This is a genomic window from Saccharothrix deserti, assembly GCF_009769385.1.
GTDB lineage: Bacteria > Actinomycetota > Actinomycetes > Mycobacteriales > Pseudonocardiaceae > Actinosynnema > Actinosynnema deserti.
On sequence record NZ_VKAB01000008.1, the window covers coordinates 478,040 to 491,179 of the forward strand.

15 protein-coding genes are annotated in these 13,140 nt (G+C 71.4%); all 15 read right to left on the reverse strand.

From position 1 onward, the window contains the following. Nucleotides 1–4: 4 nt before the first annotated feature. The gene (hemL, locus tag FM051_RS19605) at nt 5–1,294 is read right to left on the reverse strand and encodes a glutamate-1-semialdehyde 2,1-aminomutase (protein ID WP_158845177.1); all 1,290 of its coding nucleotides are present in this window, start codon (nt 1,292–1,294) and stop codon (nt 5–7) included. A gap of 11 nt (nt 1,295–1,305) precedes the next feature. Beyond that, nucleotides 1,306–1,641, reverse strand: coding sequence for a hypothetical protein (locus tag FM051_RS19610; protein WP_158845180.1), 336 nt, complete (start codon nt 1,639–1,641; stop codon nt 1,306–1,308). A 13-nt stretch (nt 1,642–1,654) separates the two neighbouring features. Further along, nucleotides 1,655–2,116, reverse strand: a complete 462-nt coding sequence (locus tag FM051_RS19615; protein WP_158845183.1) for a hypothetical protein — start codon at nt 2,114–2,116, stop codon at nt 1,655–1,657. Continuing rightward, entirely contained in the window at nt 2,116–2,703 is a 588-nt protein-coding gene (locus FM051_RS19620; protein WP_158845185.1) for a hypothetical protein, read from the reverse strand. Before FM051_RS19620 ends, FM051_RS19615 begins: the two co-directional genes overlap by 1 nt. Continuing rightward, entirely contained in the window at nt 2,700–3,344 is a 645-nt protein-coding gene (locus FM051_RS19625; RefSeq protein WP_158845188.1) for a hypothetical protein, read from the reverse strand. The genes FM051_RS19620 and FM051_RS19625 overlap by 4 nt, the downstream gene beginning before the upstream one ends. Nucleotides 3,345–3,360: 16 nt before the next feature. Then, entirely contained in the window at nt 3,361–3,762 is a 402-nt protein-coding gene (locus tag FM051_RS19630) for a hypothetical protein (RefSeq protein ID WP_158845191.1), read from the reverse strand. Then, nucleotides 3,759–4,331, reverse strand: coding sequence for a hypothetical protein (locus FM051_RS19635; RefSeq protein WP_158845194.1), 573 nt, complete (start codon nt 4,329–4,331; stop codon nt 3,759–3,761). The genes FM051_RS19630 and FM051_RS19635 overlap by 4 nt, the downstream gene beginning before the upstream one ends. Nucleotides 4,332–4,439: 108 nt before the next feature. Beyond that, nucleotides 4,440–4,985, reverse strand: coding sequence for a hypothetical protein (locus tag FM051_RS19640; RefSeq protein WP_158845196.1), 546 nt, complete (start codon nt 4,983–4,985; stop codon nt 4,440–4,442). An 11-nt stretch (nt 4,986–4,996) separates the two neighbouring features. Beyond that, nucleotides 4,997–5,974, reverse strand: coding sequence for a porphobilinogen synthase (gene hemB / locus FM051_RS19645; protein ID WP_158845200.1), 978 nt, complete (start codon nt 5,972–5,974; stop codon nt 4,997–4,999). 390 nt (nt 5,975–6,364) lie between these two features. Continuing rightward, nucleotides 6,365–7,897: a bifunctional uroporphyrinogen-III C-methyltransferase/uroporphyrinogen-III synthase gene (locus FM051_RS19650; RefSeq protein ID WP_158845205.1), complete on the reverse strand. Its 1,533-nt coding sequence runs from the start codon at nt 7,895–7,897 to the stop codon at nt 6,365–6,367. Between the two features lie 14 nt (nt 7,898–7,911). Beyond that, nucleotides 7,912–8,868 carry a hydroxymethylbilane synthase gene (hemC, locus tag FM051_RS19655; RefSeq protein WP_158845209.1) on the reverse strand — a complete coding sequence of 319 codons (957 nt, stop codon included), beginning with the start codon at nt 8,866–8,868 and terminating at the stop codon, nt 7,912–7,914. After that, on the reverse strand, nt 8,865–10,187 hold the full coding sequence (locus FM051_RS19660; RefSeq protein WP_158845212.1) for a glutamyl-tRNA reductase: 1,323 nt from the start codon (nt 10,185–10,187) through the stop codon (nt 8,865–8,867). The genes hemC and FM051_RS19660 overlap by 4 nt, the downstream gene beginning before the upstream one ends. 114 nt (nt 10,188–10,301) lie before the next feature. Further along, entirely contained in the window at nt 10,302–11,057 is a 756-nt protein-coding gene (locus tag FM051_RS19665; protein ID WP_158845215.1) for a redox-sensing transcriptional repressor Rex, read from the reverse strand. Between the two features lie 267 nt (nt 11,058–11,324). Further along, on the reverse strand, nt 11,325–12,845 hold the full coding sequence (locus FM051_RS19670; protein WP_158845218.1) for a molybdopterin-dependent oxidoreductase: 1,521 nt from the start codon (nt 12,843–12,845) through the stop codon (nt 11,325–11,327). A 57-nt stretch (nt 12,846–12,902) separates the two neighbouring features. Beyond that, entirely contained in the window at nt 12,903–13,139 is a 237-nt protein-coding gene (locus FM051_RS19675) for a glutaredoxin family protein (protein ID WP_202918911.1), read from the reverse strand. Nucleotide 13,140: the final 1 nt, after the last annotated feature.

Consider the following 13,140-nt stretch of genomic DNA (forward strand, 5'->3'; position numbering starts at 1 on the left):
CTGCTCACTTCGTCGCCTCCGCGGCGGCACGTGCGGCGTGCGGCAGGGCGTCCGCGATGACCTCGAAGTCCTCGTCGGTCATGGCGGCGTTGACGAACCACGCCTCGTAGGCGCTCGGCGGCGCGTACACGCCGCGTTCCAGCAGGGCGTGGAAGAACGGCGGGAAGCGCCACGTCTCGGCGGCCTGCGCGCCCGCGTAGTCGGTGACCTCTTCGTCGGCGAAGAACACGCTGACAAGGTTGCCGGCGAACTGCACCCGGTGCTTGACGTCCGCCTCGGTGAGCGCGGCGGTGAACAGCGCGCCCAGGCGCGTGGCGTTGGCGTCGAGGGTGCGGTAGACGTCGTCCGTCGCGGCGCGCAGCGTGGCCAGGCCCGCCGCCACCGCGACCGGGTTACCGGACAGCGTGCCCGCCTGGTAGACGGGGCCGGACGGGGCGAGCCTCGACATCACGTCGGTCCGGCCGCCGAACGCCGCCGCGGGCAGGCCGCCGGACATGACCTTGCCGAACGTGTAGAGGTCGCCTCCGACGTTCTCCAGGCCGTACCAGCCGGCGCGGGACACCCGGAAGCCGGTCATGACCTCGTCCATGATCAGCAGCGCGCCGTCGGCCTGGCAGAGCTGCTTGAGCTCGGCGTTGTACCGGGGTGCGATCGCGCCCATGTTGCCCGCCGCGGCCTCGGTGATCACGCAGGCGATCTCGCCCTCGTTCTCGGCGAACGCCCGCCGGACCGCCTCGATGTCGTTGTACGGCAGCACCAGCGTGTCCGCGGCCTGCGCGCCGGTGACGCCCGGTGACGTCGGCAGGCCCAGCGTGGCCACCCCGGAGCCCGCCTGGGCGAGCAGCGCGTCCACGTGGCCGTGGTAGCAGCCCGCGAACTTGACGATCTTGCGCCGGCCGGTGAAACCGCGGGCGAGGCGGATCGCACTCATCGTGGCCTCGGTGCCGGAGTTGACCAGGCGGACCTGGTGCACCGGCGCGACCCGGTCGATGATCTCCTCGGCGAGTTCGATCTCGCCCTCGGTGGGCGTGCCGAAGGACAGGCCGTGCACGGCCGCCTCCTGGACCGCTCGGACGACGTCCGGGTGGGCGTGCCCGAGGATCATCGGCCCCCACGACGACACCAGGTCGACGTACCGGTTGCCGTCGGCGTCCCACAGGTGCGGACCCTCGCCGCGGACCATGAACCTGGGCGTGCCGCCGACCGAGTGAAAGGCCCGGACCGGGGAGTTCACGCCACCGGGGGTCACCGCCGCCGCGCGCTCGAACAGTTCCTGGGATCGCGTCGCTGTCACGGGGTCCAGTCTCACACGTCGGGTTCTTCGACCTGCTTCCGACCACGGGTGCGCACCGCGAGCAGGGTCTGGCGCACCGCGTCGAGCAGCAGCACCCCGGCGACGGTGACCAGGCCGACGGACGCGCCGATCCAGTTGCCCTTGAACCGGGTCGACTCCAGCGGCGGGTGGTCGGGCACTGGGTAGCTGTAGTGGATGACACCCCGGTTCCAGCACCAGACGGCGGCCGGCACGAGCAGCGCCACGAGCACCACTTCGCCTGCTGCGATGAGCGCGCGTTTCGGCTGGTGCAGCGTGGGCTCCCCGGGTTCCGGCTCGGTCTCGGTCTCGACGGTGGCCGCAGTCACGTAGGTCAGCTTCTCACGCCTCGGTCGCACCCTGCTCGCCACCACGGGTGATCAGCAGCTTCGCCATCTCGGTGCGCAACGCGTCCGCGTCCCGTGCCCAGCCCATCACCACCGTGCCGTCGGTGAGCCTGATCGGCACCGCCTCCGTGCCGCGCGGCAGGGTCCAGCCGCCGCCCAGCACCTTGGCGCCGGACCGCGGCTCCACGCCCTCGACCGACTCGACGTCCCGGATCGACAGCTCCTCCCGGCCCTGGTGCAGGGCGACCGGCGTGAGGCGCACCGCGTAGATGCGGCGTCTGCCCTGCACCCACAACGTGGTGGGCAGGAACAGGAGGAGAGCGACGAAGAACCACAGCAGCGGCCGGGTCGAGCCGGTCAACGCCTCGACGCCCAACCCGAGCGCGGCGAACACCGGGCCCCAAAGCAGGGGCCACCAGGACGTGCCGGGTTCGGCGTACAACGTGGGCTGCTCCACTACCCCATGTTCCCCGCGAAGTAGTGCCGCGTGCCGGGCAGGAAGCTGAACACCGCCGCCACCACCGGCAGCGCCAGCCTCAGCAGGATCACCACCCACGACACCGGCTCGGTGTCGCCGTCCCGTGCCGCGACGATCGCGGCGGCCAGCGCGAGGACGCCGATCACCATCCACCCGCCGCACAGGCCGAGCCGCGCCTGGTAGTTGCCGCCCAGGAACAGCACCGCGCCCCACACTCCGGCGACGCCGAGGCACCCGGTGGCGAACAGCGTCATCACCGGCCCGATCCCGGCGATCGCCACGTCGTCCTCCACCAGCGTCCGCACCACCGTGCCCAGCGGCCACGACAGTGCCGCCAGCAGCCAGAACACGAACGCCACCACGACCGCGCCGGGCCGGACGAGCGCGGTGGTGAGCTGGTCGATGTTGCGCATCTGCCCGGGGTACGGGGGCTGCGGGCCGGCCTGCGGGTAGTTCACCGGCCGCATGGATTGGCCGTACGGGTCGAACGGCTGCTGCCCGAACGGTGGCTGGTGTTCGGGCGGCTGGTGTTCGGGCGGCTGGTGCCCGGACGGCGGCTGCGTCATCTCCTCACCGACCTCATGTAGGCGTTGGACGCGGGCAGGAACATCGCCACGACACCCAACGCGCAGACCGCGAGGAACACCAGCGACCACGCCGTGCCCAGACCCCAGTGCAGGAAGGGCATCTCACCGGACATGAACCCGAGCAGCATCCCCAGCGCGAACAGCCCGCCGAGCACACCGAGCACGGTCAACAGGATTCGCGCCCAGTCCCGCCCGGATCGCAGCTTGAACGCGGCGATCACGTACGGCACGGACAGCACCGCGAACGCCGCCATGAACATGATCGGCATGAGCCGCGCCGTGATCTCGGCTTCGCCGGTGCTCAGCGAGTCGCTCCGCAGGTCGCCGACCATGGCGTCCAGCCCGGTGTAGTACAGCCCCGGCAGCACCAGCACGACCAGGATCGCGCCGCCGATCCAGCACCAGAACGCGGTCGTCACGGTGACCGGTCGGGGCGGCGGCAGCTCGCGCGCGTCGACCGACGGCATCGGCATCGGCACGCCGTAGGCGGCCGGCCGGCCGTAGGCGGCCGGCCGGCCGTAGCCGGGCGGCACGCCGTAGCCGGGAGGCAGGGGTGTGTTCGGCTGACCGGGGAGGTTGACCTGGTGGTAGGGCGAGGCGAACGGATCCGGTTCGGACATGGGCTCTCCGCAGGGGTTAGTGCTGCTTCACCCACTGTGCCGTACCGCGGAGCCACGTGAGTGCCAAACCGACGGCGATCAACAGCAACGTCACCAGGTTCACCGCACTGGCCCCCGGCAGCACGATCCACAGCACGTGCACCACGGCCACCGCCGTGAGCACACCGCGCGCCCACCGCCTGCCCAGCCGCAGCAGCCAGCCGAACAGTCCGTAGCCGAGCGCGAACCCCACCGCGACGACGGTCAGCTGCGTCAACAACCCGGTGACGGTCGCCGGGTCGTGGCCGGCGCGGATCGCGGACTCCTCCAGCGCGCCGCGCCGCAACCACAGGTAGACGTTGGTGAGCAGCACGAACGCCCCGAGGGCGAACCACACACCGACCGCGCCGCGCACCACCGCGGGCGGCTGCTCGGTCACCCGACCCGCTTGGCCGCGTCGAAGTAGGCCTTCGAGGCGGGCAGGTACAGGGTCACCACCGCCGCGCCGACGACCAGCACGATGAGCAGACCCACCAGCGAGAACCCGAGCAGGTGGTACAGGAACACCACCACGCCCAGCACGGTCAACGCGACCCGAGCCCACCCGCGGCCGGCCTTCGCCTTGAACGCGAAGAACGCCATCAGAGCGCCCAGGATCAAGCCCACGACCAGCACGAACACCAGCGAGACGGTCACCGCGGCCTGGAACTGCTCCTCGGTGAGCCCCTGGGTGCCGGCCCGGCGGGCGGCTTCGACCGCCTCGTCGCGCTGGACCAGCACCAGCGCGGAGGACAGCACGAGCAGCACGGCGCCGGCGATCCACAGCCAGAACGACAGCCGGACTTCCCGGGGCTGGACCGTCTCGGGACGCGCGAACGAGGGGGCGCCGCTCAGGTCGGATTCGCTCAACGGGGGCGGTGGCGGGAGGTACGGCTGCTGCGGCTGTTGCGGCGGCTCCTGCCGAGGTTGCTGCTGAGGCCTGTTCTCGGGGTCCTCTGGGGTTGTCACGTTTGAAAACGCTAGGGCCGGTCGATGTCTGCTGTCCACCATGACAGGCAGTGGACAGCAGATCTGTGACCTCGGGGGCTGGGGTGCGGCCGGCCGTTGACCCGAGGGTCAGAAGCCGTTGGCGGGCTGCGGCGGGTGCACGCCGACCGGACGTGCCGATCTGAAGTACCCGGAAACCGACGGCAGGTACATCAGCACCACGGCCACCCCGTCGATGATCATCGTGATCCCGCCGAAGACCAGGTCGACCGGGCTGACCACGAGTCCGAACGCCTCGGTGAACCCCGAGCCGACGGCGATCAGCCGCAGCAAGCCGAAGAAGATCCCGGCGCCGGCGAGCACGGTCAGCACTATCCGCGCCCAGTTCCGGGCGGACGCCATCCGGTTCGCCAGCAACGTGTAGACCAGCAGCAATGCGACCGCCATCAGCAACCCGAACACGATGCCGCCGGTCGCGGCGGCGTCCAGTTCGTCCTGCCCCAGGGTGGGCTGCTGGGCGCGCAGTTCGCCGATCAGCATCTCGCGGTCGGACAGCTGCACCATGAACCGGCCCATGCCGACCACGGCGCTGAGGATGAACAGCCACCGGGCGAGGTCGATCAGCTTGGGCGGGGTGGGCTTGGGCGGGGTCTGCTTGGCTCGGGGTCCCGGCATTCCTGGTCCGGTCATTCCCGGTCCAGCCAGCCGGCGGCTTCCACCGCCCAGTAGGTGAGCACGATGTCCGCGCCGGCCCGGCGGATCGACGTCAGCATCTCCAGCACGGTCCGATCGCGGTCGATCCAGCCGTTGCGGGAGGCGGCCTCGACCATCGCGTACTCGCCGGAGATCTGGTACGCGGCCACCGGCACGTCGGAGATCTCGGCGACGGCCTTGACGATGTCGAGGTACGGGAGGGCGGGCTTGACCATCACCATGTCCGCGCCCTCGGCGAGGTCCAGGGTCACCTCGCGCAGCGCTTCGCGGGCGTTCGCCGGGTCCTGCTGGTAGGTCTTGCGGTCGCCCTGGAGCTGCGACTCGACCGCCTCGCGGAACGGGCCGTAGAGCGCGGACGCGTACTTGGCGCTGTAGGCGAGGATGCCGGTGTCGGTGAGACCGGCCTCGTCCAGCGCGTTGCGGATGAACCCGATCTGGCCGTCCATCATGCCGCTGGGACCGACGACGTGGGCGCCTGCTTCGGCCTGGGCCACGGCCATCTCGCCGTAGACCTCGAGGGTGGCGTCGTTGTCCACGGCGCCGTCCGGGGTCAGCACGCCGCAGTGCCCGTGGTCGGTGAACTCGTCCAGGCAGCAGTCGGACATGAGCACGGTGGCGTCGCCGAGTTCGGAGCGCAGGTCGCGCAGCGCGGCGTTGAGGATGCCGTCCGGGTCGGTCGCACCGGAGCCGACCGCGTCCCGCTCGGCGGGCACGCCGAACACCATGATCCCGCCGACGCCCGCCTGGACCGCTTCGACGGCGGCTTTGCGCAGCGACTCGCGGGTGTGCTGGTAGACGCCCGGCATGCTCTTGATCTCGACCGGCGCGTCGGCGCCTTCCTTGACGAACATCGGCAGCACGAGCTGGCGCGGGCGCACGGTGGTCTCGCCGACCAGGCGGCGCATGGCCGGCGTGGTGCGCAGGCGGCGGGGGCGGTGGGCTGGGAACACGGCGGCACTCCCTGGTCTTGTCCGGTGTGGTCCGGGTTCGTCCGGTGTGGTCCGGGTTTTGTCCGGCCTGGTCTTGTCGGTGCCCTGTGGTTTGGTGTGCGTCGGGGGTGCTTCGCGCGGGGGGTACGCCTGTTCTGGGCTTCGTGAAGTCTGTGGTTGAGGCCGGCTCGATTTGACATGGGGCCCTTACGAGCACCGGAGGCAGGCCGCAACCGGCAGGCATGGCGGGGAAAAGCGTCCCGCCAAGCCTGCCGGCTACGACCAGCCTATGGCACTCGAACCCATGTCAAATCGGGCCTCGTCGGCCGCCGGCGGTTTGGCCGGGGGCCTGTTTCTCGCGTTACGAGTGGTGTTGCGGTTACTGCCGGTGTTGCGGTGCGACTTCGGGTGTCAGGAGCGTCGGAGTCGCTTGGTCTTGCGCGGGGGCGGGAGGGCGCCTTCCGCGCGGAGTCGTGCTGCGTGTTGGGCCAGGGCGTCCACCAGGGCGGGGACGTTGGCGTCCTCCGGCTGCACGTCGACCCTGAGGCCGAACTCGCGTGCCGTCTCCGCCGTCTGCGGGCCGATGCAGGCGACCAGCGTTCGGGCGTGTGGCTTGCCCGCGATGCCGACCAGGTTCCGGACCGTGGACGACGAGGTGAAGCACACCGCGTCGAAACCGCCGGACTTGATCATCTCGCGGGTGTCCGCGGGCGGCGGGGCGGCGCGGACCGTGCGGTACGCCGTGACGTCGTCGATCTCCCAGCCGCGTTCACGCAGGCCGGCCGCCAGGGTTTCGGTGGCGATGTCCGCTCGCGGGAGCAGGACACGATCCACCGGGTCCAGTATGTCGTCGTACGGCGGGAAGTCCGCGAGGAGACCCTCGGAGGACTGCTCGCCGCTCGGGACCAGTTCGGGGATGATGCCGAAGCTGCGGACCTTGGCGGCCGTGCTCTCGCCGACGCAGGCGATCTTCACGCCGGAGAACGCGCGGGCGTCCAGGCCGAACTCGCGGAACTTCTCCCAGACGGCGCGGACGGCGTTGGTCGAGGTGAACACGACCCACTGGTAGCGGCCGTCCACCAGGCCCTTCACCGAGCGCTCCATCTGCGCCGGGCTGCGCGGCGGTTCGACCGAGATGGTCGGGACCTCCACCGGGATCGCACCGTGGGAGTGCAGCCGGTCGCTCATCGCGCCCGCCTGCTCCTTGGTGCGGGGTACGAGGACTCGCCAGCCGTAGAGGGCTCGCGATTCCCACCAGGAGAGCCTGGTGCGGCCTGCGACGGCTGGGCCGACCGTGACGACCAGGGGGCCGCCCAGGTCACCGGCGTCGGCGGCCAGCGAGGCCAGGGTGGTGTCGACGGTGCGTTGGCCGAAGCCGGTGCCGTCGCAGGTCACCGCTACCGGTGTCTGCGGGGCGACGCCGTTCTCGACGAGCGAGGACGCGGCTTCGGCCAGGTGGCCGCCGGTGGCGTGGAGCACGAGGGTTCCGGGTGCGGCGGCGAGGCCGTTCCAGTCCACGACGCCGCGGACGTCGGCCTCGGTGTGCACGGCGCCCAGTGCGACGCCTGCGTAGGCGGGCACGGCGGTGCCGGCGGGGACGCCTGGCACCACGTCGAAGGCGATCGTGGTCCGGGAGACGGCTTGCGCCTCCTTCACCACCGAGTCCTGCGTGAGCGGGTCTCCGGCCACCAGGCGGACCACGGCGTGGCCGTTCTTCGCCTCGGTGACCAGGTCCTTCGCGACGTCGGCGGGGTCGCCCACGGCGGGTCGGACCTCGACGCCGTCGGGTACCAGCGCCACCACCTCGGCCGGTACGTCCGGGTCCGTGACCACGAGCTCCGCCTTGTGGAGCAGGTCGCGGGCCCGGACCGTGAGCAGCCCGGTGTCGCCCGGACCGGAGCCGACGAACGCGACTCGGCCGGGGGTCTTGCGTGCGCGGGTCATCAGGGCACTCCCCATCAACTACGCCCCGCCGGCGACGCGGTGGCGTGGCCGGAGAGGTCGAGCAACTCGGCGGCCAGCGCGCGGCCGAGTTCCTCTGCTGCGGTCAAGTCACCGGTGGCGGACGCACGGAGGAGGTCGCCGTCCTCCGTCGCCATGACCCCGCGCAAGGACAGGCGGAGCACGACTCGCGTCGACCCGTCGGCTGCGTCTTCGGCGAGGTCTTCCACCACATCGGCCAGTGCGCCGACCGGCGCGCTGCAACCCGCCTCGAGCGCGGCCAACATGGCGCGCTCGGCGGCGACAGCGGCCCTGCTGGCCGAATCGTCCAAAGTGGACTGGAGGAGGTGTTCGGTGTCGACGTCGTCGACCCGGCACTCCACTGCGAGGGCGCCCTGTGCGGGCGCGGGGAGCATTTGGATGGGCTCCAAGGTTTCGGTGATCTCGGCGGTGCGGCCGAGGCGGGCGATGCCGGCGCGGGCCAGCACGACGGCGTCCAGCTCACCGTCGGCGACCTTGCGGATGCGGGTGTCGACGTTGCCGCGCAACGCGACCACCTCGATACCCAGGCCGAGCGCGTTGAGCTGCGCGGCGCGGCGCGGCGAGCCGGTGCCCACCTTCGCGCCGGTGGGCAGTTCGCCCAGGGTCAGGCCGTCACGGGCGACCAGCGCGTCGCGCGGGTCCTCGCGCGGCGGGACGGCGGCCAGCGACAGGCGTGGGTCGCGGGCCGTTGGCAGGTCCTTGTAGGAGTGCACGGCGATGTCGATCTCACCGTTGGCGAGCGCGTCGCGCAGCGCCGAGGTGAACACCCCGATGCCGATCTCGGCGATGGGGGCGGACGAGCGGTCTCCGGGTGTGGAGATCGTGACGATCTCCACGTCCGCGCCGGCCTCGCGCAGCGCATCGGCCACGTGGCCGGTCTGCGCGAGCGCGAGGGCGCTGCCGCGGGTGCCGATCCTCAGGGTGCGGTTCACCGCTTCTCACCTTTGGGTTGCGTCGAATGGGGAGTGCTGACGGCGGACGGCGCCTGCGGGTCGAGCCCGAACAGCTCGCGCAGCGCCTCGGCGTAACCGGCGCCACCGGGTGCCGCGGCCAGCTCCTTCACCCGCACGGTCGGGGTGTGCAGGAGCTTGTCCACCACCCGGCGCACGGTCTTGGCCAACTCGTCGCGCACCGCGCCGTCGAGTTCGGGCAGCCGCGAGTCGAGCCGCAGCAACTCGGCGTCCACGACCTCGGCGGCGCGCTTGCGCAGTGCCGTCACAGTGGGCGTGACCCCGGCCGAGCGCTGCCCGGCCAGGTAGGCGCGGACCTCCTCGGCCACGATCTCCGCCGCGCGCAGCGTGCCCTGCCCGGTCGGGGCGTCGGACAGCCTGCGCTGAAGGGTCTCCAGGTCGACCACGCGGACGCCGCTGAGCAGCGTCGCGGCCTGGTCGACGTCTTTGGGCAGGCCGAGGTCGCACACGACCAGCGGCCGGTCCGGCTCGCGTTCGCCGATGAGCTCCGCGCCGATGACCGTGCCGACCGAGCCGGTGCAGGCGAACAGCACGTCGGCCTCGGCGATCGCGTCGGCCAGGTTGTCCAGGCCGGTCGAGGTGGCGGGCACGCCGTCCGCGCGCAGCGCCGTGGCCAGGCGCGCGCCGTTGGCGGCGGTCCGGTTGGCGATGACGACCTCGCCGATGCCCGCGCGGCGCAGGTGGGCGGCGGCCAGGCCGCCCATCGAGCCCGCGCCGACGATCAGGGCCTTGCGGCCTTCGAGACCATCCAGGGCTTCGGCCGCGTCGGCCAGCGCTTCGGAGACGACGGACGCGCCGGCGTGGTCGATGTCGGTCTCGGTGTGCACGCGCTTGCCGACCCGCAGGGCCTGCTGGATCAGCTCGTGCAGCGTGCGGCCGACCACGCCCGCCTCGTCGGCGGCGTTGTACGAGTTGCGCAGCTGGCCCAGGATCTGGGCCTCGCCGACGACCATCGAGTCGAGGCCGCCGGCCACGGAGAACAGGTGTTCGACCGCGGCGGCGGAGTAGTGCACGTAGAAGTGCTCGAACAGCTCGCTCGGCTCCACGCCCGCCTGGCGGGCCAGCACCTCGACGACCTCGTTCATGCCGCCGTGGAAGGTCTCGACGACCGCGTACACCTCGACCCGGTTGCAGGTCGACAGCAGCACGGCCTCGGACACGCTCGGGGCCTTCAGCAGCTGGTCGAGGACCTTGCCGCGGTCGGCGTCGGCCACCGCGACGCGCTCGAGCACGGGAACCGGGGTGGTCCGGTGGGACAGCCCGACGACCAGCACGCTCATGCACACACCTCGCCGGCGCTCGGCGTGACAAGACCGTGGCACGCTGCGTTGAATGACTCGCTCGCAAGCTCGCTCATGCTGCCGCCACCACCGATCGGCTCACTACCCGCACGATCACGGGCGAATCACCACCCCGTCCACACCGATGCCGTTGACCACGTCACTGGCGGCCTCGTCAGCCCGCCGCGCCACGTGGAACGACAGGATCTGCATTTCGACCGCCAGGTCGACCTTGCGCACTTCGACGTAGTCCGGCACTTGGAGCACGACGGGTGCGAAGTTCAGGATGCACTGGACTCCGGCGGATACCAAACGGTCGCAGACGGCCTGAGCTGCCTGCGGCGGCGTCGCGATGACCCCGATCGACACTTCGCGTTCCGAGCAGACCGACGTGATGTCGTCGATGTGGTTGACAGGTATGCCACCTACCGGCACTCCCGTCAGGTCGGGATCGATGTCGAACAGGGCGGCGACCGGGAAACCGCGGCTGGGAAAGCCGCCGTAATTCGCCAGCGCGTGACCAAGATTACCGATCCCGACGACCGCCACCGAGTGCTTGCGGGTGAGGCCGAGGATCCGCTCGATGTGGCTCACCAGCACCTCGACGTCGTACCCGACGCCGCGCGTGCCGTAGGAGCCGATGTAGGAGAGGTCCTTGCGGAGCTTCGCCGAGTTGACGCCCGCCGCACCCGCCAGTTCCTCGCTGGAGATGGTCGTCACGCCCTGCTCGACCATGCCGGAGAGCACCCGGAGGTACACCGCGAGCCGCGCCACCGCCGCCTCGGGGATCGCGCGTGCCCGCTCCCGGACGTCGGCGGGCGCTTCCGGGCTGGTCACGACACCGTCACCCTCGCCCCGCTGAGCCGCCACGCTGGTACTCCTCGACATCCGTCGCACTGACCCGCCGGGCACCGTCACCAGCGGAGTGATGGACCCACCGTACCGCTTGTGAACGCATGCACAAAGTTGATGGACCGGAGCCGGTTCGGCTCCGTCAGCTCTGGGAACAGCGCGGTACTCCCTCATGAACATCCCCCCAACGACAAGGTGAGCCGCGCCCGCCCGCGGATACGGGGTGCCGCTCACCATGGGGTGAATCCGCCGCGACTGCCGATGGATTCACACCTTTTCGGGTGATCATCCGACGGTGAAGGAGATCGAGTGCCAGCCCGTGGCGCCGTCCGGGACCGGGGCGACGCGCTCCTGCGGCTGGGTGTTGCCGGACTTGTCCGTCGCCCGTGACTCGATGGTGTGACCTCCCGGCGCGAGGTCCAGTTCGACCCGCCACATGCGCCACGCCGAGTCGTCGACGTCGGCGGACAGCGTCGCGGTCTGCCACGGCCCGTTGTCGACCCGCACCTCGACCTCGGCCACACCGGTGGGCTGGGCCCAGGCCACACCGGTGGCCACGACCCGGCCGGGCACCGTCGACCGGTGCTCGGGGCGGTCGATCCGGGACATCAGCTTGACCGGCGCCTTCGCCGCCCAGCCGCGCTCGAGCCAGTACGCCCGCCGGTCGGCGAACGTGGTCACCTCCAGGTCGACGACCCACTTGGTGGCCGAGACGTAGCCGTACAGGCCCGGGACGACCAAGCGGGCCGGGAACCCGTGCTCCAGCGGCAGCGGCTCGCCGTTCATGGCCAGGGCGATCAGCGCGCCCCGGTCCTCCTCCAGCACCACGTCCAGCGGCGTGCCGGCGGTCCAGCCGTCCACGCTCCTGGAGAACAGCTGGTCCGCGCCTTCGCGGACACCCGCCTCCACCAGCACGTCGCGCAGCGGCACGCCGACGAAGTTCGCGGTGGAGATGTACGGCCCGCCGACCTCGTTGGACACGCACACCAGGGTGATCGTGCGTTCCACCAGCTCACGGCCCCGCAGGTCGTCATAGCCGAGGTTCAGCTCGCGGTCGACCATGCCGTGCACGCGGAGCGCCCACTCCTGGGCGCGGATGCGCGGCACGCTGAGCGCGGTGTCGATCCGGTAGAAGTCCTTGTTGGGTGTGATGAAGGTGGGTGAGCCCTCGGCGGCGAAATCCGCGCCCGCCGGGATGGCCGGTGCGGGCGAGGTGGGCTTGAGGTCGCCGACCGCCTGCCGTGACGCCTCCACGTCCACCCTGGTGCCCGCGAACTGCCCGATCAGACCCGCGAGGCCCGCACCGGCCGCCGTGGCGGCCGAAGCCCTGAGGAAACTGCGGCGGCCCTCGTAGTCGAAGGTGGGCGACTCGGTCGGCTCGGCGGCTGACGCCTTGGCGTGCAGCAGGCGGAAGACCACGACGCCCGCGACCAGGCTCGCCGTCGGGGCGAGGATGCCGAGTTGACCCAGGTCCGGCCGGTACAGCACGGCACCGACGCCGAGCAGCCCGAGCACGACGGCCAGCACCGTGCCGGGCATCGGCGAACGGCGGGACAGCAGCCCGGCGACCGCCGCCACGGCCAGCAGCACCACCGCCATGCCGAGCAGCAGCACGAGCTTGTCGTAGGTGCCGAACGCCCGGACCGCGAAATCCTTCACCGGGCTCGGCGTGAAGTCGATCGCGGTGTTGCCCACCGCGAGGAACGGGGACGCCGAGGGCTCGACCACGCCCGCGACCAGGTGTCCGGCGGCGAGTGCGGCGGCCACGCCGAGGAGTCCGACGAGGGCGGCGGTCCAACGGTTCATGCCTTCAATTCGACACCCGCCGGACGCCGGTTCACCGAATTCGTAAGCGCCCGGTAATCAGGCGAGGGCGGCCCTCAACCGGTCCTCCTCGACCGACCAGTAGCCGTGCTCCTCGCCGTCGACGAGGATCACCGGCACCCGGTCGCCGTACTCGGCGCGCAGCTCGCGGTCGGCGTCGACGTCCTGGACGTCCCACGGCACGCCCAGCTCGCCGCAGATCCGCTCCAGATCGGCTTTGGCCTGCTCGCAGGCGTGGCAGTCGACCCGGCTCATCAAGGTGACGTGGTGGCTCACG

Excerpts from the sequence above, each read along its gene's own strand:
- FM051_RS19620 (WP_158845185.1), bottom strand. The coding sequence starts at position 2,703 with ATGACGCAGCCGCCGTCCGGGCACCAGCCGCCCGAACACCAGCCGCCC.
- FM051_RS19625 (WP_158845188.1), bottom strand. The coding sequence starts at position 3,344 with ATGTCCGAACCGGATCCGTTCGCCTCGCCCTACCACCAGGTCAACCTC.
- FM051_RS19640 (WP_158845196.1), bottom strand. The coding sequence starts at position 4,985 with ATGCCGGGACCCCGAGCCAAGCAGACCCCGCCCAAGCCCACCCCGCCC.
- FM051_RS19650 (WP_158845205.1), bottom strand. The coding sequence starts at position 7,897 with ATGACCCGCGCACGCAAGACCCCCGGCCGAGTCGCGTTCGTCGGCTCC.
- FM051_RS19660 (WP_158845212.1), bottom strand. The coding sequence starts at position 10,187 with ATGAGCGTGCTGGTCGTCGGGCTGTCCCACCGGACCACCCCGGTTCCC.
- FM051_RS19670 (WP_158845218.1), bottom strand. The coding sequence starts at position 12,845 with ATGAACCGTTGGACCGCCGCCCTCGTCGGACTCCTCGGCGTGGCCGCC.